The following is a 20,334-nucleotide window of genomic DNA, read 5'->3' on the forward strand; positions in this document are numbered from 1 at the left end:
CTGCCGATCAGCGCTGCCTGCCACGATGGCCAGCGCCTGCACCTGCGCCTGGAGGGTGGCGAAGGCTCGGTGATGGCGGCTCACGAACGCCTGGGCGGCGAGCGCCTGGACGCTTCGTTCTGGACACGGCTCAACGAACACCAATTGAGCTTCTTCGATGAGGGCCAGCCCCTCTGGCGCCTGTCCTTGCCCAACAACACCCCGGAACTTGAGCTGCCCGGTGAGCAGTTGATCGATTGGGGCGGTGCCCAGCGCTGGCTCAAGTCGGATGCTGAGGCGAGCTTTATCCGCACGGTCGTAACCGAGGTCGGCGGCCATGCCACCTGCTACAGCCACGGTCTTGTCGACAGCCCGTTCCAGCCGTTACCGGAGGCTCTGATGCGCTACCAGCGTAGCCTCAAACAACAACTCGACCCGCAGGGTATTTTCAACCCCGGGCGCCTGTACGCGGAGCTTTGAACCATGCAGACCACGTTGAGCGAACAGGCCCGCCAATTGCCCCGTGCCGGGGAGGCTGAACGCATCCTGCGCAGTTGCGTGCACTGTGGTTTCTGTAACGCCACCTGTCCGACCTATCAGTTGCTCGGTGATGAACTGGACGGCCCGAGGGGGCGTATTTACCTGATCAAACAGGTACTGGAAGGCAATCAGGTGACGCAGAAAACCCGACAGCATCTGGACCGTTGCCTGTCTTGCCGCAATTGCGAAACCACCTGCCCCTCAGGCGTCGACTACCACAACTTGCTGGACATTGGCCGGGCAATGGTTGAGGCCCAGGTACCCAGATCGCTCGGGCAACGCTTGCTGTTTCAAGGGCTGCGCAGCGTCATACCCAATGCGGGCCGGTTCAGGTGGCTACTGCGCAGTGGTCAGATCTTGCGCCCCTGGCTGCCCGCACGCCTGCAAGACAAACTGCCAGGCCAGGTCCCCGCGCCCGGGCTGCGACCGACCACCCGCCATGCCCGGCAAGTACTGCTGCTCGAAGGCTGCGTGCAACCGAGCTTGTCACCCAACACCAACGCAGCAGCGACCCGAGTGCTGGACCGATTGGGCATCAGCGTGATTCCTGCCCGAGAAGCCGCTTGCTGCGGTGCAGTGGACTACCACCTGGACGCCCAGGCCGCAGGACTTGATCGCGCCCGGCGCAATATCGATGCCTGGTGGCCGGGGATTGAACGAGGGGCCGAAGCAATCGTGCAAACCGCCAGCGGCTGCGGTGCCTTTATCAAGGAGTACGGCCACCTGCTCGGCAACGACCCGGCCTATGCCGAAAAAGCTGCCAAGGTCAGTGCGCTGGCCAGGGATCTGGTTGAAGTGCTGCGCGACGAGCCACTGCACACCCTCGGTGTGCACAGCAATCAACGGCTGGCGTTCCACTGCCCCTGCACCTTGCAGCACGGGCAAAAACTCGGCGGCGCGGTTGAAGGCATTCTCACCCGGTTGGGGTTCAACCTGACCGCGGTGCCCGACAGCCACTTGTGCTGCGGCTCGGCAGGCACTTATTCGCTGACCCAGCCCGAACTGTCCCGGCAACTGCGCGACAACAAACTCAACGCACTGGAAAGCGCGCACCCCGAGGTTATTGTCACGGCCAATATCGGCTGCCAGGCACACCTCGACAGTGCAGGCAGAACCCCGGTGCGGCACTGGATCGAGCTGGTGGAGGCGGCGTTGCCCTAGCCTGAAATTGCCCCATAAAAATCCGCCATGTGCTGCCACATCGCAATCGGGTTGGAATACATCGGGAAGTGGCCGCAAGCCGGGATCTGCCCCAGGCGTACGCCGTGAGCCGCGATATGCGGCAGGTAGGACAGTGACGCGTTCTGGTCGCCAAACATAAACATCTTCGGGCACGGCAAGCCGAGAAACTTGCCCATCAGGTTGGCGTTATCGGACAGCTCGACCATCGATTCGAAAATCCCCCGCACCGCTTGCACACGCACCTTGTGTCTCAGGTTCGCGGCATACAGGGCACTGGCATAGGCCGGGGCATGGCGGGCACGCTCGATAAAGGCCGTAAAAAACAGCTCAGGATCATCACTCGGGCAGTCGATGATCTGACGGCTGAGAAAGCAGTCCTCGGGGGCAATATTGCCTTCGATATCGACAAAACTGAGTACCCGCTGCGGGAACTGATGGGCCAGCATCAGGGCGGTCAACCCGCCCATGGAATGGCCCACCAGATGGAAGCGTTCGATGCCGAAATGCTCGAGCACTTGCAGCGCCGTTTGCTGCAAAAAAGGGATGGAAACCCGGGCAAGATCACTGCACCCGCTGTCACCGCACCCCGGCGCATCGTAGGCCAGAAAGGCATGCCCGGCGAACTCCGCACGCAGCGCGATATCGGCATAGTCTTCCTTGCTCGAACCGAAGCCATGCAGAAAGACAATCGGTGCCAGTTCCCCTTCTCGGTGAAGAGCGGCAATAGTCAAGTGCACACCCTCTACCTCCAGCGGCACTTGGGTATGGGCAAAGGTTGCGGGTACGGGCACGGGCATGATTCCTGAAGCGTTAAGGCGGCGGACCAATGTCAGGCACATCGGCCCTGGTGTAAATGCCTAAGACCAGAAGGTTTACATAGGCCAAACCTATCAAAAACATCATGCCTTGGCGCTTAAACGAGCAATGATCGCCTCTATCAGCGGGTTCGACCGATTGGCATTCCATGCCACGGCAGTGGTCACCACGTTGAGCTTTTCGCTCAGTGCACGGAATACCACATTGGCGGGAGCCAGCTTTTTCAAGGACGCAGGCACCAGCGCAATACCTTGGCCATAGCTGACAAAGGCGATTTGCGAGGCCACGGAACGCACTTCGTGCAACACCCGCGGGGAAAAGCCGCTAGCCCGGCAGGTGGCAATCAGATTGTCGAAATACACCGGGCTGACCTTGCGCGAAAACATCACCAGAGGCTCATTGGACAGGCTGGCCAGGCTGATGCGCGTGCGCGCTGCCAGCGGGTGATCACTGGGCAGGGCCAGCATCAGGCGGTCCTCCAGCAGCGGCAGTGACTGGATTGAGTCCCCCAGACCACCGTCCAGGCGGGCAAACGCCAGATCAATATCCCCCGCCTCCAGCGCCGGCACCGCTTCGACGCTGTCAATTTCCCGCACCGAGACGGTCAAGTGCGGGTAATCCTCCTTCAACCGCTCGATCAGGCCCGGCAGTACATCAAACATGGCCGTGGAAATTGCGCCAATGGTCAACATCCCCGACTGCCCCGCCAGCGCTTCATCCACGGCCAGCTCCAGACGCTCCAACTGCTCGGCGAACTTGCGTACGGCCGGCAGAATTGCCGCCCCCACCGGCGTCAGCTTGGCACCGCGCCGCGAGCGCTCGAACAGTTTGACCTTGAGCGCTTGCTCCAGCACCTGGATCTGCTCGCTCAGCGGCGGCTGGGACATGCCTAGGCGCTTGGCGGCGCGGCCGAAATTCTGCTCTTCGGCGACGGCAAGAAAGAGCCAGAGGTGACGGATCAGACGGAAATTGATCATGGTTTTTCCATAGGTTTAACGTATCCAAAGCTTACGTGAACAGGAATATACCTATCAAACAGCCTCGCCGACACTGAGCACCTACACCACCACTGAGGCTGCGCGATGACGCTCAAAAGCACGACCGACAGGACTGTACTCCAGCGTCTGGCGGCACTGGACAGTAATACCGTGTCCGATGCGCTGGATTTTCTTGGTCTGGCAGGGGCCACTGTGGGGCTGCGGCCGCTGTGGAACTGCCCGCCGATCGTTGGCCGTGCCAGTACCGTACTGTTGGCCGCAAAGACCGACACGGTGCCCAGCGCCCACCTGATCACCCCGGTGGTCGAACACATCAACACGGATGATCGGGTGCTGGTGATCGCCGGCGGTATCGAGGGCATCTCTTGCTGGGGCGATATCCTTGCCAATGCGGCGCTCGCCAAACAGGTGCGAGGCACCATCATTGACGGTTGCAGCCGCGATATTGATGGCAGTGCGGCAATCGGTTATCCGGTTTACGGCCGTGGCGTCACCATGATCAGTGCGCGCAATCGCGTGATGCAGATAGCGGCCGCCGTGACCATCGAAGTCGCCGGGGTCAATGTCAGCGAAGACGACTATGTGATCGCCGACAACTGCGGCACGGTGTTTGTGCCCCAGGCCCATATCGCTCAGGTCGTCGATCTTGGCGAACGTATCGCCCGGCGTCAGCAAACCATGCTCGACGCAGTACGCAGCGGTCGCTCCGTAGCCGAAGTCATGCATGACAGCCAGTTTGAAGCCATCCGCACGGAGCACGTCTGATGAACCCTGAAGATCAAGCACTGGTCGCCCTGTTTGAGGGCCTGGACACGCCGGGGGTTTCCGATGCCCTGGACAAGCTCGGCCTGCCCGGTCAATGCCTGGGCGTGATGCCGCTGGGCAACTACAGCAGGGTTATTGTCGGGCCGGCATTCACGGTGCAGTACGTCCCGGCCAGCGTGCCTGCCGGGACCGTGGGCGACTTTATCGAGCAAGTTCTGCCCGGTGACGTAGTGGTGATCGACAATGCCGGGCGCACCGACTGCACCGTATGGGGCGACATCATGACCCAGTACGCCGGCAGCCGAAACATCGCTGCCACGGTTATCGACGGTGTTTGCCGTGACGTGAACAAGGCGCTGGGAGACGGTTATCCGATCTTCAGCAAGGGCCGCTTTATGCGCACCGGCAAGGACCGTGTCCAGGTGCAGTCGATCAACCAGCCCGTTTCCATTGGCACCGCCCGCGTCTGTGCCCGTGACATCGTGGTGGCCGACGCCAATGGCGTAGTGATCGTACCCCGCGCCCATGCCGCACAAGTGGCCGCCTGTGCGCGGCAGATTGAAACCGTCGAAGCGCAAATCCGTACCTTGATCAGTCAAGGCCAGACCCTTGCAAGCGCCCGCGCTGCACTGGGCTACCACAGCCTGCAGAGGAAAGCCTGATGAGCACACTCGCCCTGCCCCTGAACTACCACGAACGGGCCAGAATCCTCGGCAGTTCGACCCTGTATGAGGCATCACACCTGGCCTGTGCCGTGGACAGCGGCATCCGCCCGATCTGGGATGGCGCCTTTATCGCCGCGCCGGCGTACCCGCTGCAATGCGCTCCTGGCGATAACCTGGCCCTGCACCTGGCCCTTGAACAAGTGCCCCGCGGCAGTGTGCTGGTAGTGGGTACCGGTAATTTTATTGCCGGTTACTGGGGCGAAGTCCTTACCGTTGCGGCACAGGCAGCCGGTGTGGTCGGCCTGGTCATCGACGGCGGGGTACGTGATATCGCGGCCTTGAAGGCGCGCCGGTTTCCGGTATTTGCCCGCGGCATCTCGGTCAGAGGCACCGTCAAGGCCAGCGCCACCTCGGTCGGTCAGGCTTTCAATTTTAACGGCGCAGAGGTGGCGCCGGGGGATCTGCTGGTGGCTGACGATGATGGTGTGATCATCATCCCCAAGGCACACGCCGCACGTACCTTCGCCGAAGGCGAATCCCGTGCCGACAAGGAAGCCCATATGATGCAGGCACTGACTGAAGGCCGCTCCACGCTCGAACTGATGAACCTGACTCACTGGAGACACCGCCCATGAGCAGCGATATCCAGCGGCTCAACCGGCACCTGGCAAGCGCCCTGCCCTCGGCCACCTATCGGATCATCGACCGTGTTGCAGAGCGCCGCGCCCAAGGCGCCACGATCATTTCACTGTGCGCTGGCGAACCGGACTTCGATACGCCCGAGCCTGTGCGCGACGCTGCAATCCGCGCCATAGGCCAGGGCCACACCCGCTACACCCAGGTCGCTGGCGCACGTTCACTGCGAGAAGCGGTGGCGGCCAAATTCCGTGGTGAAAACGGCCTGGATGTCGGCTGGCAGGACACCCTGGTCTGCAACGGTGGCAAACAGGTGATCTACAATGCCCTGGCCGCGACCCTCAATGAGGGAGATCAGGTCATCATCCCGGCGCCTTACTGGGTCAGTTATCCCGAGATGGTTCAGTTATGCGGCGCACAAAGCTGCTTCGTGACCTGCCACGCAGCGTCCGGTTTCAAGCTGACCGCAGCGGCACTGGCAGCGGCAATCACCCCGCAAACGCGCTGGCTGATCCTCAACTCGCCCTCCAACCCGACGGGGGCGGTGTACAGCCGCGACGAGCTGGCGGCACTGGCCGATGTGCTGCTGGCCCATCCTCATGTATTGATCCTGGCGGATGATATCTACGAACACCTGATCTTCGATGATCAGCTGTTCCATACCCTGGCCCAGGTTGAACCACGCCTGGCAGCGCGCACCCTGACCATGAACGGCGTGTCCAAGGCCTACGCCATGACCGGCTGGCGTATCGGTTTTGCCACAGGCCCGCGCTGGCTGTTGCAAGCCATGGAAACATTGCAAGGCCAGCAGACTTCGGGAGCCGGCTCAATCTCGCAGCAGGCCGCTCTCGCCGCTCTGGAAGGCCCCAAGGACTTTATCCACACCAGCCGTACCGCGTTCCAGAAGCGCCGCGATCTGATGGTCGACCAGCTCAACAGCATACCGGGCCTTGAATGCACCAGCCCGGCAGGCGCCTTCTACGCGTTCGCCTGCTGCGCCGGACTGATCGGCCGCACCTCGCCCGCAGGCAGGGTGCTGTCCACCGATGAAGACGTGGCCCTGGCCCTGCTCGACGAAGCCGGTGTAGCCGTGGTGCATGGCAGCGCCTTTGGCCTGGGGCCCTATATCCGAATTGCCTATGCCCTGGATGACGCCGTGTTGCGTCGGGCCTGCGAGGCGATCAGGAGGTTTTGCATGGCTGTGCGTTGACGTGCAGCAGGATTGGCCGGCCCCGGAAAACATTAAATTCAATTAAACGCATGGCTTGATTTGAAACTCACACATCAACCAGGCCTGCGAGCACTTAACGCACACAGCCGGCAAATAAACCTGAAGCACCTGACCAGGTACCTTTCATCGCAAGGCATCAGCGCATCCATCACCGCAGCCGCCACCGATAGACTGATGAAACTTGACCATGGCAATCAACCGATCAGTGCGACTCTTACCCAGTCGCAGTTCGATACTGCGCTTCGCATCCTGTTGATCCAGCCATTCTTTTATATTCGACTGCCCAAGGCGATAGCGTATTTCAGCAATGCGCTCTGCCCGGGATGAAGATTCATGGGCACGGGCCAGGTAGAGCCCCTCATCGGTGAGCTGTTTATAGGCCGACAGTGAGTTCTCAACATCCTGCAGTGCATCAAGCAACTGCTTTTTGTATAACTCGATACTCTCCTGGTACGTTGCTTCGGCGATTTCAACTTGCAACTTGCCTTTATTGAACTCAAAAAACGGAAGCAGTAAATCTGCCGTAAAAAAACCCACCGGATTTCGCAGAATATTTGACAGTTCGCGTGTCCCTCCTCCAGTGATACCTGCCGTAAGATTCACTGCCGGATAGAGGTTTCTTTGCTGGATCTCAATATTGCTGAAATGAGCGCGCAACCTGAGTTCAGCAGCCCTCATGTCGGGTCGCTGGCTCAGAATGTGGGCAGGTATCTCCGACCGTAGCGCTGTAGACGGTTGAGTCGGAACTGGACGAATCTTGATCGTGTCATCCCATCCCATAGGCGACGCCAATAAAACCAACAAGGCATTGCGGCTTTCTTCACGCTGTTGAAGCCGCCCTGTTTTATCGGCCAGCAGTACACTTAACTGTTGCTCTGCCTGAATCGACTGAAGACGCCCCTCCTGCCCAACGGATTCACCCAGGCGTGCCAGCTCAAGGATTGAACGCGCGCTGGCAATGCTGGTGTCGTTAATTTCAATGCTTTCATTCAAAAACGCTAATCGCCAGTACAGCTCCATTGTTGTACCGATCAGTTGCATCGCGATGTGCTCACGATCCTCCCGGGTCGCCATGGCTTCCCAGGCCGAGATATCGCGAGCCTTTGCAAGACGCCCCCATAAATCCAGCTCGTAGCTCAAGGAGAATGTGCTGGTAAAAGCCTTTTGTTCCGAACTTCCTCTGTTCAGTTCCTTGCTACTGCTCAGTTTGAATCCACTTGATACATCTGGTGTTAAATTCGTCCTGACAATACCCGCTTGTGCCTCTGCCTTTTTGACCCTGTATGCAGCCGCTGCCAGGTTATTATTATTGCGCAGTACACGTTCCACCAGAGCGTCCAGGTCAGGGTCCTGAAATGAGCGCCACCAATGCTGTGTCTGCTTTATATCTTTACCCTCAGGTAATGCATTACGCCATTTTGCAGGCAGCGCCAGTTGTGATTTGACAGCGTTCACATTGGGCAGATGAGTGCTACAACCTGCCAACAGCATCACGCTACAAAACACAGCAGGGTAATATCTAGTAATCACAATGATATTCTCAAGAACATTGGAGCGCAGTGTTGACTGCGTCCAGTAAGGCATCGACTTCATGTTGAATGATTACGATGGCAAACCCATTGACTTACGCCCGGGACAAAGCCTCGACAGGATCCAGCCTGGCGGCATTTCGAGCAGGTATATAACCAAATACAAGACCAATAACGGTAGAACTTGCAAACGCTACCATGAACGACCAATAAGAAAATTTAAGCGGAAAATCAGTTTGTAATCCGCCTAAAATTTCCCCGGCAAGCAGGGCCAGCAAAAACCCAAAACCACCGCCAAATATGCACAGCAAACAGGATTCGCTGAGAAACTGCTGCATGATATCTCGTCGACGGGCACCGAACGCCATACGAACGCCTACTTCATAGGTTCGCTCTGCTACTGAGTAAAGCATCATATTCATCAAGCCAATTCCTCCAACCAGGAGAGAAATCGATGCGACCGATATGCTCAGCACGTTCAAGACTCTGGTAGCACTGGTCACCGACCGGAGTATTGAGTCTGCAGAACTTGTGAAAAAATCTTTGCTGCCGCGTTTGAGTTCCAAAAGACGATTGATATTACTTTCGGCCAGTTCGTTTGAAATCCCACCAGCCACGTGCACTACAATGCTCTCAAGAAATGACTGACCCGAAATACGTGACATCAACGTGGTATAAGGCATATACATCTGCAGAACAGGCGCCTCACCAAATGAAGACGGTGTATTCTTGATAACCGCTATGACGATTGCCGGCATCGGGCCTACCAATATGACTTTTCCAATCGGGTCCTCCCAGCTCGGGAAAAGTCTTTTGCGCATATTTTCATCAATGACTGCAACTTGCGCCTGCCGTTTAACATCATCACTGGAAAAAAAAGTACCTTGCGCAAATACCTCGCCTCTCACCCTGGCAAACGCTTCACCGACACCCAATACCTGAGCTGAAAGGTTGGCGTTTTTTGATGTAATGGTGGCTGTCGCAGAAGTGACCGGGGAGATGCTGTCAACGTAGGGAAGTGATCGCAGATAGTCCACATCAGATTCACTCAGCGCTTTGTTTGAACCCTTGTAGATATCACCCCAGTCCTTTCCGGAGTAAATATCGATGGTGTCAGCACCCAGGGCGCTGATCTCTTGAACTATACGGTCGCGCGCCCCCTCACCCAGGGCAATAACCGATGAAACCGCAGCAATGCCGATGACGATTCCCAGTACCGTCAATCCCGCATGCAAGGGTTTTCTGACCAGCCACGAAAAAGCAATTTTAATTGCCTCCACCCAGCCTGACAGCATGTTTATCGAGGAGCCCTGTGCAGGTTTCAACCCGGGCCCCCCTCGCGGCCCTGCCGTTGACGAGGCAGGGTGATTGCCTGTATCCGAAGAGATGCATCCATCCTGAATATGAATCAGCCGCTGCGCATATGAAGCGATGTCATTATTGTGCGTAACAATAATGACGGTATGCCCTTTTGCATTCAGTTCACATAAGGCGGCCATCACCTCCTCACCGCTCTTGGTATCCAGCGCACCGGTCGGCTCATCGGCCAATATGATGTCGCCGCCATTCATCAGTGCACGCGCAATGCTGACACGCTGTTGCTGCCCACCTGACAACTGTCCCGGAAAGAAGTGCAAGCGGTCACTCAACCCAAGACTGTTCAACAGCATTTGTGCGCGTGCACGCAGTGTTTTCTTCTCCCCTTCGACATAAAGGCCTGGAGACAAAACGTTTTCTTCAGCATTCAGGTGGCCCAGCAAATGGTAGCGCTGGAATACGAATCCGAAAGTGCCCCTGCGCAAATCTGCCAACTCATTATTCGTCAGACGGGTCACACTCCGCCCGTGCAGGATGTATTGCCCTTGCGAAGGCGGGACAAGGCACCCCAGAATATTGAGAAGGGTCGACTTTCCCGAGCCCGATGTCCCGACAATTGCAACCATCTCACCTGCACGGATATTCAGGTTGACGTCTCGTAAAGCCTCTGTAGATGAATGACCATTGAAATAGCTCCTGCTGACATTTATCAATTGGATTAATGGCGCGGATAAGCTCAGGTTTTCCTCTGGCAGGTTGCCAGGCTTTACGGCATCCTTCGTGGGCCGAGTTCGAAACTTTATTTTCCTGAGACATTCCATACACTACCCGACAAATAAATATTAACAATGACTCCCACAGCACAACATCAATCAACGCCTATTCGATAATGACATTGTCGCCTAGCTCAAGCCCCGACTTAACCTGCACATGCGTATTGTTTCGCAGACCGATCGCAATGGATCTTGCAACCACTTCTTTCTGCTCCGTCAATATACGCACTTCATAAAGATTGCCCGCAGACTGCTTTTTTCCGAGAGCGGCCAAAGGAATTGCCATCACCTGACCAACGCTTTCCTGAGTGATTTTAACGTTGGCTGTCATCAAAGACTTGAGCAGACGATCAGGGTTATCAACTTCAAACGTAGCATTGTAGTAAACAGGAACATTGGACGTTGCATTGGCTTTGAGAGTTCTTTGCTGTCAGTAACGACGGACTCCGGCAGAAGTTCAACGGCAAGAATGTTCGATTCGAAAGACAGCTCCGGTGCACCGGTCACGGTAAAAACAACCTTTTGCCCCTCCTGCACTCGTACAATATCCGACTCGGATATTCTGGCCTTGACTGTCATCCTGTCCATATTGCCCATAATCAGAATGGTCGGTGATGTCTGGGCGGACACAATTGTCTGGCCCTCTTTAGTCACAATAGCGATGATTTCGCCATCGGCAGGCGCCTTGATTTTCGTATACCCGAGATTAGCCACTGCGCTATCCATCTCGATTTGAGCCAAATGAATCTGGCTTTTTAGAACGAAGACTTCAGCCCGGGCATTTTCCAGCTCCACCTCGGCTTGCTCAAGGTCTCTTTTTGCGCTGGCATCTGCCTGATACAGCGCTTGCTGGCGGGTAAATACCCTCTCTGCGCGCTGGCGTGCTTTTTCCCTGGCCTTTTGCTGTGCCAGTACAAGATCGCGGCTGGCTTTCGCCTTGCTCAAGGCATTTTCCTGAAGCTCCGGATCAATCTCCACTAATACCTGGCCCTTTTTGACCTTGTCACCCAGTCGCACATGGATTGTTTTAACTTGACCATTAACCTGCGCGCCGACATCGACCAAGCCCGTTGCGACTATCGGGCCTGTTGCCAAAACCAGACTTTCCATGTCGATTTTCGTTACTGGCGCAACGATATGGCTCACTTTATCAGACCGATCAAACAACCCATAAAATGCAAAAGAAGATAATGCGACCAGCCCGACAACAAAAACAATCCATTTAAATCGCATAAGTGAGCAACCAATACAATGCAACTGTGTTTATCATCTTTAATCCTGACCTTGCCTGATAGCAGGCACGTACCTGCACCTGCTTTTTTGACTTTTCTTGATAGTCTTGATAGCCCGCCACTCTTGCAATTAAAACCAGTGCCTGTTCGGCAATTGATATAACAGGGCAACACCATTAGTACAGCATCAGTACTAACATTCAACTGCCAGGAGCAAGCGCAAGAATAACCCCACTATTAATTCAGGGTTTTCCTACCTTGATTTTTCTTGAGTCTTCAACAAGCAAACCAGCAGCACACGACAGCCCAGTGTTCTGAGCAGGCCATATGTTTGAACTTCACACACCGGATCTCCACTTTGCGCGTACAGTTCATTGCCCACAGTTCTGCACAATCAACGGCCGTATTTATCGGCACGAAACCTGCCAAAGCTGATCCACCCGCGTCGTATAACTCTGGCTCATCATCTCCCGGCGCATCCCCCAGTCGGGTTTGCCCGGCACGCTGGCGGCCCGTAACGTGCCCCTGCCCCAGCGGCCATTGATGGCATCCAGTACCGCCATCACCCGTGAAGCTTCTGCCGGTTGATTGACGGCAAACAGATCGTCGGAAAACTCCCCCGGCTGGCGCAGGTCGAGCAACAACACTTCGGCCTTGCTGTATCTGAAGCCGGGCTGAAACACATGCTCCAGAGCATCCACCGCTGCTCTGGTGAGTAACCGCACATCATCGGTAGGATAGGGCAAGGTCACCACCACGCCCTTGGCGTACTTCGCCTCGTCCGGGTTGAACATGCCGGTACGAATGCTGACCCGGACTTTTTGGCAGTATGACTTTTGTGCCCTGAGTTTTTCCGAGGCACGCATCATATAGGTGGCTACGGCCTCCTTGATCGGTGCCAGCTCGGTCAGGCGCTTGCCAAACATGCGGCTGCAGCAGATCTCCTGCTTGGGCGGGTCGGGCTCGTCCAGGGCCAGGCAGGATGTACCGTTCAATTCACGGGCCGTTTTTTCGATCACCACGCTGAATTTTTTGCGCAGCGACCACGGGTCCGCTTTGGCCAGGTCCATCGCTGTGCGAATCCCCATACCTTCAAGATGCGCGGTCATGCGTCGGCCAACGCCCCAGACCTCCGACACCGCGGTATTGCGCAGTACCCAGTCACGTTCATGGTCGCCACACAGGTTCACCACGCCCCCCGTGTGGGCCTGCAAGCGCTTGGCGGTGTGATTCGCCAGCTTGGCCAGGGTCTTGGTATGCGCGATACCGACCCCCACCGGAATGCCCGTGCATTGCAGGATGCGACTGCGCAACTGACGGCCCATGGCGGTGGCGTCAACGATACCGCTCAGGTCGGCAAAGGACTCGTCGATGCTGTAGACCTCGACAGCCGGCAACATCGCCTCGATCAGGCTCATGACACGCTCGCTCATGTCGCCATACAACGCATAGTTGGACGAGAACGCCACAATCCCCAGTTGCTCGAGCCGATCCTTGATCTGGAAATACGGCTCGCCCATTTTCACGTGAGGCTTGGCGTCATAACTGCGGGCGATCACGCAGCCGTCGTTGTTGCTCAGCACCACAATGGGCACCTTGGCCAGGTCGGGCCTGAACACACGCTCACAGCTGGCGTAAAAACTGTTGCAATCGATCAGGGCAAAAACCGGCGCAGGCTTAGTGGCCATGGCTGCGCACGGTATAGGTAATCACGCCCCAGACTGTCAGTTCATCACCTTCGAGTACATACCGGTCCGGATACTTCGGGTTTTCGGATTGCAGCACAACGCTCTTGCCACGCAGGCACAGGCGTTTGCATATCGGCTCGTTATTGAGCAGCGCCACCACCACATGGCCATGCCCGGGCTCGATAGCACGGTCCACCACCGCCAGATCCCCGGAAAAAATCCCCACTCCCTGCATGCTGTCGCCGTCGATGCGCACCAGATACACATGGGGCGCACGGATACCGAGCAGTTCATCGAGGGAAATTTCCTTCTCGATATGATCCGCCGCCGGTGACGGAAACCCCGCGGGGACTTTGAAGGAGCAAAGTGGCAGGCGAACGCCATCTTCAGCAATGGGACCCAGGGAAGTGAAGCTCATGACGCACGCCTTACGATAACTGTATGAACATACAGTAAACTGCGTAGGATCATTCTGGTCAATTTTTCTGACAGATATTTCGACGAGAGGAGTGTGTAGCCGATTTCAGGGGCTGTCTGGAGTCACAACCCAGCACATCGTCTGCAACCTGATAGAGGGATGACTTGCCAAGGGTTCCCATTCATCCCTGAACCTGAACCCTTGCTTCAGGTAGAAGCTGGCAGCTCTTGCGTTGTCCGGGGCTACCTCGAGATAAACGTACTCATGCCCGCCCTGCAGCGCCCGGGCCTTGACTGCGCCAACCAGCCGGGCGGCCACATCGGCGCCGCGCACGCCGGGCTCGATCCACATGCCGATCAAGTTATAGCGCCGGTTTTCGCTCACCCCGGCACCGATCATGCCCACCGCCTTGCTGTCCTCGATGGCCAGCCAGAATTGCGTCCCCGCCCCTGAATCAGCGCGCTCTTGCCACTGCTCGTCGGTGTAACTGGCCGCCGTTTGATAGCTCACGCCAAATGCCGTCGGGGCCTCCAGAAGCGCTGCCAGGCGAACCTGCTTCAACAGCATCCAGTCACTGGCTTGCGTCAATCGAATGTGCATACCCTTCCCTGCTACGTCCGTGATTTTTCAAAGCGAATATCACCTTCAGGCAAATTCGCCACCGCCTGCCAGCCAAGGTGCCGATAAAAACCGCTGGCACGGCTGTTTTCAGCGGTCTCCAGCCAAATCGTGGGGTGATGCTGAAACAGAAACGCCTCGACCCTCGCCATCAGTCTGCGACCCAGCCCGAGCCCCTCGAATTCGGCCAGGACAAATACGGCAAAGACACAGCCATCCTCGGCATCGGCCATGGCAAACCCCACCGTAACACCCTCGACCTCGGCCACCCAGATACAGGGAGCGGCTTCCATCGCCTGGCTATGGCGTCGGGGGTAATGCCCATTTCAGTTAACTGTTGGTGAGAAAGAGGGTTCTCCCTGACGCGGGTACGGATGACAAAAATTGTCGGGATATCTGCCTGATTGGCAAGTCTTATGGCTATGTTCATAAATTCAGGGCTCCATCCCTTGCAGCTTGCGCTTCAGGCGCTTGAGGTAGCTGTTGACAATAAGTTTGTGCGCCGGCCCCACCGGCAGCATATACAGACGGCCAAAGGTGTTATGGGTGACCACAGAAGAGGTGATTGTCAGTACCCGATCAGCCATCGACACACAGGTCATCACATCCAGATGCCGGTCACGCTCGGTCAGCACCAATACCTCGGGGGCGCTGTGCTCTACCAGAAAGAAATCCAGATAGTCACCTGCCTGCACGGCCTCGCGCCGGGTACCGGAGAAACCGCCAATGCGCTTTACGCCAAATAACGAAGAAATCCCGTCTCGGGTTCGAAACGCCAGGCGCATCAGCGGCCCCTGCCCGGCTGTCATCAGGTTCCAGGCTTGCAGCGCCGTGATCTGCACAGGCAGCAGCACCGATCTGCTGTCATGGTAATCAAGCTCGGGCAGCGGACGCAGGGTATGCACAGATGCACGGGTCACTAACGGTTATCTCCCTGATAAAAGTTAAATAATGCCACTGAAGCCCTAGCGCCCCGGCTGCCATTGCGGGTAGACCGCAAGGTCTTCATGTTCAAGCCATGGGACATCATGCTCAGCCCAGATATGGTATTGCGGGCGATCGCCCGGGTCCTCTTCCAGGGTCGCAACACGAACAATCACAGCCGCGGCTGTGTCACGTTCAGCCACAAGGTGACAACCGCACAGCGAGCAAAAGCGCCGCAGCTTGCCGGGGGAAGACTCGTAGTTGCTGAGCTTTTCCTGCCCCCTCGTCCAATGGAAGTGCTCACGCAAAACACCGGCCGTGGTGACAAACGCAGCAGCATGGGTTTTGCGGCACGACTGGCAATGACAATGGCTTACAGGCAGGTCGATACGATCAATTTCATAGCCAACGGCACCGCAGGCGCAACTTCCCTTCATCACAGGCTCCTTTGTTCAGTACGGTATTTATCGTCGCCTTGCGGCTTGCTGGCAATGATATCGAAGCGGTGCCAGGCGATGTCCCCCTGCAAACTGGCACCCGGTTGCTCGAATTCGCGCAACAGATGCAGCTCAAGATTACCGCACAGCAAGCGCGCCTGCGCTTCGGTCTGAAAGGTCATATGGCAAGTGCCGCCCAGCCGTGCCGTTCGCCAAACAGATGGCCGACAAATACACCACCCGGTTCAAGCGCCGCAGTAACAAGCCGCCAAAGGGTCTCAAAATATTCTGGCCGACAGAACGGCAAGGCGAGACCGGCATGGATCAATCTGGATGCAGGTAACTGCGTCAGCTGTTCAAAATCGCAGGCCAGGGTCGCCAGCCGCCCACCGCTGACACCTTGTGACAATGCAGATGTTCGCGCAATGGCGCCGGCTTCGCGGTCAATGGCCAGTACGTCCCAGCCTGCGGCCAGCAATTGCCGGGTTTCCATTCCGGCCCCACAACCCAGGTCCACGGCCTGACGTGAACCCTCATTCGCGCTGATCAGGTTCAAGGCCCTACTCAGCAAGGGCGATTGCCCGCGCTGTTCACTTGCCTGGTAATAGGCTTCCCAGTCACTCAACTCAAGTTCCTTCTTGATCATTACGCCTGTCACAGACCATCTCAAAAACAGATGGATCCATCTGAATTCAGCACTACGAGTGTGTACCCAAGGCTGCCTAAGATAAGTCATAACTCCCTGATAATGCCGCCCGTTTTACGCGGTGCACAACAACCGGAGATTGTCTGATGACCCATCCTGCTGCCTGCGAACACCCGCCCCTGGCCGAATCATTGCGCGAGGAGCTGGGCCAATTGCTCGGCACCCGCTTCTCCACCTCGGCCAGCGTGCGCGAGCACCACGGCAGCGATATTTCCGCACTAGACCCCATGCCGCCGGATGCCGTGGCCTATGCCAACAGCCTTGAGGATATCGTCAGTATCAGCAGCGCCTGTTATCGCCACGATACGCCGATGATCGCCTATGGCAGCGGCACCTCGCTGGAAGGCTGGCTGCAAGCCTCCCACGGTGGCGTCAGCATTGATGTCTCGGGCATGAACCAGGTGCTTGCCATTCGCGTTGACGATATGGACGCCACTGTACAACCGGGGGTGACCCGCAAACAGTTGAATGCAGCGTTGCACGGCACCGGGCTGTTTTTCCCTATCGACCCCGGGGCCGATGCGTCACTGGGCGGCATGGCGGCGACCCGTGCTTCCGGGACCAACGCCGTGCGCTACGGCACCATGCGCGAAAACGTACTGGCCATGACGGCGGTGTTGGCCGACGGCCGGGTGATCAACACCGGCGGGCGGGCGCGCAAGTCTTCCGCCGGCTATGACTTGACCCATTTACTGGTCGGCTCGGGCGGGACGCTGGCGACCATCGCCGAACTGACCGTCAAGTTGCACCCGATTCCTGAAGCCATTTCAGCTGCCGTGTGCCGCTTTCCCAGCGTGGATCTGGCCGTACGCGCCGTGATCCAGATCATCCAGCTCGGTGTGCCGGTCGCCCGCATTGAACTGCTCGATGCCTTGACCATGCGCGCCCTCAACGCCTACAGCAGCACGCAGTTGCGCGAGGCGCCGTCGCTGCTCTTTGAACTGCATGGCTCTGAAGCCGGCGTGAAAGAACAGATCGAGACCGTGCGCATGGTTGCCGATGAACATCAGGGCATGGACTTCGAGTGGGCTGTGCATCCGGAGGATCGCAGCCGTCTGTGGCAGGCCCGGCATGACGGCTACTTCGCCGCCCTCGCCCTGCGCCCCGGTTGCCGCGCCCTGACCACCGATGCCGTAGTACCGATTTCACGACTGGCCGAGTGCATTGAAGCGACGGCAGCGGACCTTGCGCAAAACGGCTTTCTCGCACCGATTTTCGGTCATGTGGGCGATGGTAACTTCCATGCCGTGATCCTGGTCGACCCGCACAACCCCGACGAAATCGAACGCGCCGAAGGCGTGGCCCATCGCCTGGCCGAGCGGGCCATTGCCCTGCAGGGCAGTTGCACCGGCGAGCACGGCATCGGCTTGACCAAACAGCACTTCATGGCCGTTGAACACGGGCAAAACGCCGTGGACGTCATGCAGTCGATCAAGGCGGCGCTCGACCCGAAACAGCTGATGAACCCCGGCAAGATATTCCCTCGAGGGCGCTCTGCAGGCTGACCCGCGGTACCATCACCGGCCCGCATATCCGAGTCCTGCAGGAAGCACCGCAATGGAAATCCGCCAGATCAAATACTTTGTCGCCGTGATCGATTGCGGCAGCCTGTCCAAAGCCGCCCGCCAGGTGCATGTGGCGCAATCGGCCTTGAGCAAGCAGATGTCGGCGCTGGAGGACGATCTGGGGGTTCAGCTGTTCCATCGCAGCCACAACGGCGTAGTCGCCAGCGAGGCCGGCAAGGTCTTCTACGAATACGCCCAGGGCATGCTCAAGCATCTGAGCGATGCCCGGGCTGCCGTCAGCAGCAGCCCCGACTCGGTCAGTGGCTCGATTATCGTGGCGCTGCCGCAAAGCGTCGCCACCCTCCTTGCCATGCCGCTGATGCGCGCCGTGGCCGCCCGTTACCCGCAGGTGGCATTCCATCTCAACGAAGAGCTGACCGGCAACGTCATGGACCAGTTACTGCACGGGCGCATTGACCTGGCCCTGTTCAGCGCCATCGACCTGCCCCCGCAAGTGTTGTTCAGCGCATTGATCGAAGAAGATTTTTACCTGATCCACCGTGCCGATGCCGCCGACGCCCCCGCTGCCGGTGAGGTTTGCCTGGCGCAGGCGCTGGCCCGGCCGCTGGTATTTCCCAGTCAGGCCCACGGTCACTGCACCCGCACGCTGGTCGAGCACGCGGTAAAACAGCACGGGCTGGCCGTGGGCGAAATCGTCATGGAGGTCAACTCCGTGCATATCCTCAAAAGCGCGGTCGAGGCCGGTATCGGTCACACCATCATGCCGTTGAACCTGGCCGTGCGTGAAATCGATGACGGTCGGCTGGTGGCCCACCGCATTGCCGCTGACGGCTTGACCCGAACCCTGGGTATCTGCAGTTGCGCTTCGATGCCCGCCAGCCATCTTAAAACCCTGATCAGTGAGTTGATCCGCGAAGTCGTGCACGCCATGTGCGCGTGCGGCGAATGGCCGGGAGGCCGTGCGCGCTGATCGGTGATTGCACACCTGCCCCTACAACAACAAAAAAGAGGCTCCAGATGAACACCCTACCGCCACCCCCTGCTGACATGCCGGACCATGCACTGCATTCGGCCTACCGCAAAACCGCCTGGCGAGTCATTCCGTTGCTGATGGTCTGTTATCTGGTCGCCTACCTGGACCGGGTCAATGTGGGCTTTGCCAAACTGCAGATGCTTGATGACCTCAAGTTCAGCGAGGCGGTGTACGGGCTCGGTGCCGGGGTGTTTTTTGTCGGTTACCTGATGTTCGAAATCCCCAGCAATATCGCCCTGCACAGGTTTGGCGCCCGGCGCTGGATCGCGCGGATCATGATGACCTGGGGCCTGTTGTCAGCGGCCATGATGTTTGTCGAAACCCCCATGAGCTTCTACCTGCTGCGCTTTTTGATCGGCATTGCCGAAGCAGGCTTTTTCCCGGGGATTATTTTCTATCTCACCACCTGGTTTCCGAGCCATCGCCGGGGCGTGATGATTTCACTGTTTATCGCCGCCCTGCCGATCTCCAGCATGCTGGGCTCGCTGATTTCCGGCTTGATCATGCAAACCCTCGATGGCGTGGCAGGGTACGCCGGCTGGCAATGGCTGTTCGTGATCGAAGGCTTGCCGGCGGTGGCCCTGGGCGCCGCCGTGTTCTTTCTGCTGCGCGACCGGATTGCCGACGCCCGCTGGCTCAGCGCCGAAGAAAAACGCGGCATGCAGGCGGCGCTGGATCGCGAAACCCGTGCCAAATCCCACCACTCCGTACGCGATGGTCTGCTCAACCCGAAAATCTGGCTGCTGGGGGCGGTGTACTTTTGCCTGGTGCTGGGCCAGTACGTGATCAGTTTCTGGATGCCGACCATTATCCGCAACAGCGGTGTCGCCGAACCCTGGGCCATTGGCGTGTTGAGTGCTATTCCCTATTCCGTGGCCGCGGTGAGCATGGTGCTGGTGGGACGCAGCAGCGACCGTGTTCGCGAGTATCGCTGGCACCTGGCAATCTGCGCCTTTATCGGCGCTGGCGGGGTGGTATTTGGCACCCTGTTCGGCGCCAGCCTGTGGCTGTCAATGATCGGCCTGACCGTCGGCACAGCAGCTATGATCAGCAGCTTGCCGGTGTTCTGGGGCATGCCTACCGCGGTGGTGGGCGGTGCAGCCGCCGCTGCGGGGATCGCGCTGATCAACTCCCTGGGCAATGTCGCCGGATTTTTCAGCACCATTGTGGTCGGCTGGTTGACGCAGTTGACCGGCAACACCCAGGCGGCAATGTACTTTATGGCCGCCGCGCTGGTGCTCGGCGGGCTGCTGGGCCTGAGTGTGTCACGCACGCGCAGTGACCCGGTTGTTGAGATCAAGGCAGTGGCCTGACAGGTGCC

Annotated in this window: 22 protein-coding genes and 1 pseudogene; 9 read left to right on the forward strand and 14 right to left on the reverse strand. The window is 58.0% G+C overall.

Features of this window, described 5'->3' with window-relative positions:
- Both glcE and glcF read left to right on the forward strand, forming a co-directional pair.
- A pseudogene (gene glcE, locus GHO03_RS16955) lies at window positions 1-459 on the forward strand (glycolate oxidase subunit GlcE); the annotation flags it as partial.
- A gap of 3 nt (window positions 460-462) precedes the next feature.
- Window positions 463-1,680, forward strand: coding sequence for a glycolate oxidase subunit GlcF (glcF, locus tag GHO03_RS16960; protein ID WP_153380328.1), 1,218 nt, complete (start codon window positions 463-465; stop codon window positions 1,678-1,680).
- Here the strand turns inward: glcF and GHO03_RS16965 are convergent.
- Both GHO03_RS16965 and GHO03_RS16970 read right to left on the reverse strand, forming a co-directional pair.
- Window positions 1,677-2,492, reverse strand: a complete 816-nt coding sequence (locus tag GHO03_RS16965) for an alpha/beta fold hydrolase (protein ID WP_240055604.1) — start codon at window positions 2,490-2,492, stop codon at window positions 1,677-1,679. The genes glcF and GHO03_RS16965 overlap by 4 nt on opposite strands.
- Window positions 2,493-2,600: 108 nt before the next feature.
- A complete protein-coding gene (locus GHO03_RS16970; RefSeq protein ID WP_153380330.1) occupies window positions 2,601-3,494 on the reverse strand; it encodes a LysR family transcriptional regulator in 894 nt (297 codons plus the stop codon).
- Window positions 3,495-3,599: 105 nt separating this feature from the next.
- On the opposite strand from GHO03_RS16970, the gene GHO03_RS16975 reads away from it, so the two are divergent.
- The 4 genes from GHO03_RS16975 to GHO03_RS16990 are packed head-to-tail and all read left to right on the forward strand — an operon-like array spanning window position 3,600 to window position 6,791.
- Window positions 3,600-4,280 carry an RraA family protein gene (locus GHO03_RS16975; RefSeq protein WP_153380332.1) on the forward strand — a complete coding sequence of 227 codons (681 nt, stop codon included), beginning with the start codon at window positions 3,600-3,602 and terminating at the stop codon, window positions 4,278-4,280.
- Complete coding sequence (locus GHO03_RS16980; RefSeq protein ID WP_095023352.1) at window positions 4,280-4,942, forward strand: RraA family protein; 663 nt, start codon at window positions 4,280-4,282, stop codon at window positions 4,940-4,942. The genes GHO03_RS16975 and GHO03_RS16980 overlap by 1 nt, the downstream gene beginning before the upstream one ends.
- The gene (locus GHO03_RS16985) at window positions 4,942-5,580 is read left to right on the forward strand and encodes an RraA family protein (RefSeq protein WP_095000122.1); all 639 of its coding nucleotides are present in this window, start codon (window positions 4,942-4,944) and stop codon (window positions 5,578-5,580) included. The genes GHO03_RS16980 and GHO03_RS16985 overlap by 1 nt, the downstream gene beginning before the upstream one ends.
- On the forward strand, window positions 5,577-6,791 hold the full coding sequence (locus tag GHO03_RS16990; protein ID WP_095000121.1) for a pyridoxal phosphate-dependent aminotransferase: 1,215 nt from the start codon (window positions 5,577-5,579) through the stop codon (window positions 6,789-6,791). The genes GHO03_RS16985 and GHO03_RS16990 overlap by 4 nt, the downstream gene beginning before the upstream one ends.
- 144 nt (window positions 6,792-6,935) lie before the next feature.
- Here GHO03_RS16990 and GHO03_RS16995 read toward each other — a convergent pair whose 3' ends face one another.
- The 12 genes from GHO03_RS16995 to GHO03_RS17045 form a co-directional block, all read right to left on the reverse strand.
- Complete coding sequence (locus GHO03_RS16995) at window positions 6,936-8,405, reverse strand: efflux transporter outer membrane subunit (protein WP_153400232.1); 1,470 nt, start codon at window positions 8,403-8,405, stop codon at window positions 6,936-6,938.
- A gap of 31 nt (window positions 8,406-8,436) precedes the next feature.
- Entirely contained in the window at window positions 8,437-10,479 is a 2,043-nt protein-coding gene (locus tag GHO03_RS17000; RefSeq protein WP_218574316.1) for a MacB family efflux pump subunit, read from the reverse strand.
- 58 nt (window positions 10,480-10,537) lie between these two features.
- The gene (locus GHO03_RS17005; protein WP_153400233.1) at window positions 10,538-10,762 is read right to left on the reverse strand and encodes a hypothetical protein; all 225 of its coding nucleotides are present in this window, start codon (window positions 10,760-10,762) and stop codon (window positions 10,538-10,540) included.
- Window positions 10,762-11,664 carry an efflux RND transporter periplasmic adaptor subunit gene (locus GHO03_RS17010; RefSeq protein WP_153400234.1) on the reverse strand — a complete coding sequence of 301 codons (903 nt, stop codon included), beginning with the start codon at window positions 11,662-11,664 and terminating at the stop codon, window positions 10,762-10,764. The genes GHO03_RS17005 and GHO03_RS17010 overlap by 1 nt, the downstream gene beginning before the upstream one ends.
- A gap of 406 nt (window positions 11,665-12,070) precedes the next feature.
- The gene (umuC, locus tag GHO03_RS17015) at window positions 12,071-13,351 is read right to left on the reverse strand and encodes a translesion error-prone DNA polymerase V subunit UmuC (RefSeq protein ID WP_095018511.1); all 1,281 of its coding nucleotides are present in this window, start codon (window positions 13,349-13,351) and stop codon (window positions 12,071-12,073) included.
- Window positions 13,341-13,769: a LexA family transcriptional regulator gene (locus GHO03_RS17020; protein WP_095000117.1), complete on the reverse strand. Its 429-nt coding sequence runs from the start codon at window positions 13,767-13,769 to the stop codon at window positions 13,341-13,343. The genes umuC and GHO03_RS17020 overlap by 11 nt, the downstream gene beginning before the upstream one ends.
- 105 nt (window positions 13,770-13,874) lie before the next feature.
- On the reverse strand, window positions 13,875-14,369 hold the full coding sequence (locus GHO03_RS17025; protein WP_169916349.1) for a GNAT family N-acetyltransferase: 495 nt from the start codon (window positions 14,367-14,369) through the stop codon (window positions 13,875-13,877).
- Between the two features lie 11 nt (window positions 14,370-14,380).
- Window positions 14,381-14,680: a GNAT family N-acetyltransferase gene (locus GHO03_RS17030; protein WP_372241762.1), complete on the reverse strand. Its 300-nt coding sequence runs from the start codon at window positions 14,678-14,680 to the stop codon at window positions 14,381-14,383.
- A 141-nt stretch (window positions 14,681-14,821) separates the two neighbouring features.
- Window positions 14,822-15,307: a DUF2867 domain-containing protein gene (locus tag GHO03_RS17035; RefSeq protein WP_095000115.1), complete on the reverse strand. Its 486-nt coding sequence runs from the start codon at window positions 15,305-15,307 to the stop codon at window positions 14,822-14,824.
- 45 nt (window positions 15,308-15,352) lie between these two features.
- Window positions 15,353-15,748, reverse strand: coding sequence for a GFA family protein (locus GHO03_RS17040; protein ID WP_095024628.1), 396 nt, complete (start codon window positions 15,746-15,748; stop codon window positions 15,353-15,355).
- Window positions 15,748-15,930, reverse strand: a complete 183-nt coding sequence (locus tag GHO03_RS25585) for a hypothetical protein (RefSeq protein WP_256668673.1) — start codon at window positions 15,928-15,930, stop codon at window positions 15,748-15,750. The genes GHO03_RS17040 and GHO03_RS25585 overlap by 1 nt, the downstream gene beginning before the upstream one ends.
- Window positions 15,927-16,394, reverse strand: coding sequence for a class I SAM-dependent methyltransferase (locus tag GHO03_RS17045; RefSeq protein WP_256668674.1), 468 nt, complete (start codon window positions 16,392-16,394; stop codon window positions 15,927-15,929). The genes GHO03_RS25585 and GHO03_RS17045 overlap by 4 nt, the downstream gene beginning before the upstream one ends.
- A 146-nt stretch (window positions 16,395-16,540) precedes the next feature.
- On the opposite strand from GHO03_RS17045, the gene GHO03_RS17050 reads away from it, so the two are divergent.
- From GHO03_RS17050 to GHO03_RS17060, 3 genes are read left to right on the forward strand one after another with little or no spacing between them, the layout of a single operon-like run.
- Complete coding sequence (locus tag GHO03_RS17050; protein ID WP_095018507.1) at window positions 16,541-17,959, forward strand: FAD-binding oxidoreductase; 1,419 nt, start codon at window positions 16,541-16,543, stop codon at window positions 17,957-17,959.
- 52 nt (window positions 17,960-18,011) lie between these two features.
- Entirely contained in the window at window positions 18,012-18,950 is a 939-nt protein-coding gene (locus GHO03_RS17055) for a LysR family transcriptional regulator (protein ID WP_095000111.1), read from the forward strand.
- 47 nt (window positions 18,951-18,997) lie between these two features.
- Window positions 18,998-20,326, forward strand: a complete 1,329-nt coding sequence (locus GHO03_RS17060) for an MFS transporter (RefSeq protein WP_095023344.1) — start codon at window positions 18,998-19,000, stop codon at window positions 20,324-20,326.
- Window positions 20,327-20,334: the final 8 nt, after the last annotated feature.

Source organism: Pseudomonas sp. FSL R10-1339 (assembly GCF_009600545.1).
Taxonomy (GTDB): Bacteria; Pseudomonadota; Gammaproteobacteria; order Pseudomonadales; family Pseudomonadaceae; genus Aquipseudomonas; species Aquipseudomonas bubulae.

Bases quoted from the DNA above. Each gene is read 5' to 3' on its own strand.
- glcF (WP_153380328.1), top strand. From the start codon at position 463: ATGCAGACCACGTTGAGCGAACAGGCCCGCCAATTGCCCCGTGCCGGG.
- GHO03_RS16970 (WP_153380330.1), bottom strand. From the start codon at position 3,494: ATGATCAATTTCCGTCTGATCCGTCACCTCTGGCTCTTTCTTGCCGTC.
- GHO03_RS16975 (WP_153380332.1), top strand. From the start codon at position 3,600: ATGACGCTCAAAAGCACGACCGACAGGACTGTACTCCAGCGTCTGGCG.
- GHO03_RS16980 (WP_095023352.1), top strand. From the start codon at position 4,280: ATGAACCCTGAAGATCAAGCACTGGTCGCCCTGTTTGAGGGCCTGGAC.
- GHO03_RS16985 (WP_095000122.1), top strand. From the start codon at position 4,942: ATGAGCACACTCGCCCTGCCCCTGAACTACCACGAACGGGCCAGAATC.
- GHO03_RS16990 (WP_095000121.1), top strand. From the start codon at position 5,577: ATGAGCAGCGATATCCAGCGGCTCAACCGGCACCTGGCAAGCGCCCTG.
- GHO03_RS16995 (WP_153400232.1), bottom strand. From the start codon at position 8,405: ATGAAGTCGATGCCTTACTGGACGCAGTCAACACTGCGCTCCAATGTT.
- GHO03_RS17000 (WP_218574316.1), bottom strand. From the start codon at position 10,479: ATGGAATGTCTCAGGAAAATAAAGTTTCGAACTCGGCCCACGAAGGAT.
- GHO03_RS17005 (WP_153400233.1), bottom strand. From the start codon at position 10,762: ATGACAGCCAACGTTAAAATCACTCAGGAAAGCGTTGGTCAGGTGATG.
- GHO03_RS17010 (WP_153400234.1), bottom strand. From the start codon at position 11,664: ATGCGATTTAAATGGATTGTTTTTGTTGTCGGGCTGGTCGCATTATCT.
- umuC (WP_095018511.1), bottom strand. From the start codon at position 13,351: ATGGCCACTAAGCCTGCGCCGGTTTTTGCCCTGATCGATTGCAACAGT.
- GHO03_RS17020 (WP_095000117.1), bottom strand. From the start codon at position 13,769: ATGAGCTTCACTTCCCTGGGTCCCATTGCTGAAGATGGCGTTCGCCTG.
- GHO03_RS17025 (WP_169916349.1), bottom strand. From the start codon at position 14,369: ATGCACATTCGATTGACGCAAGCCAGTGACTGGATGCTGTTGAAGCAG.
- GHO03_RS17030 (WP_372241762.1), bottom strand. From the start codon at position 14,680: ATGGAAGCCGCTCCCTGTATCTGGGTGGCCGAGGTCGAGGGTGTTACG.
- GHO03_RS17040 (WP_095024628.1), bottom strand. From the start codon at position 15,748: ATGAAGGGAAGTTGCGCCTGCGGTGCCGTTGGCTATGAAATTGATCGT.
- GHO03_RS25585 (WP_256668673.1), bottom strand. From the start codon at position 15,930: ATGACCTTTCAGACCGAAGCGCAGGCGCGCTTGCTGTGCGGTAATCTT.
- GHO03_RS17045 (WP_256668674.1), bottom strand. From the start codon at position 16,394: ATGATCAAGAAGGAACTTGAGTTGAGTGACTGGGAAGCCTATTACCAG.
- GHO03_RS17050 (WP_095018507.1), top strand. From the start codon at position 16,541: ATGACCCATCCTGCTGCCTGCGAACACCCGCCCCTGGCCGAATCATTG.
- GHO03_RS17055 (WP_095000111.1), top strand. From the start codon at position 18,012: ATGGAAATCCGCCAGATCAAATACTTTGTCGCCGTGATCGATTGCGGC.
- GHO03_RS17060 (WP_095023344.1), top strand. From the start codon at position 18,998: ATGAACACCCTACCGCCACCCCCTGCTGACATGCCGGACCATGCACTG.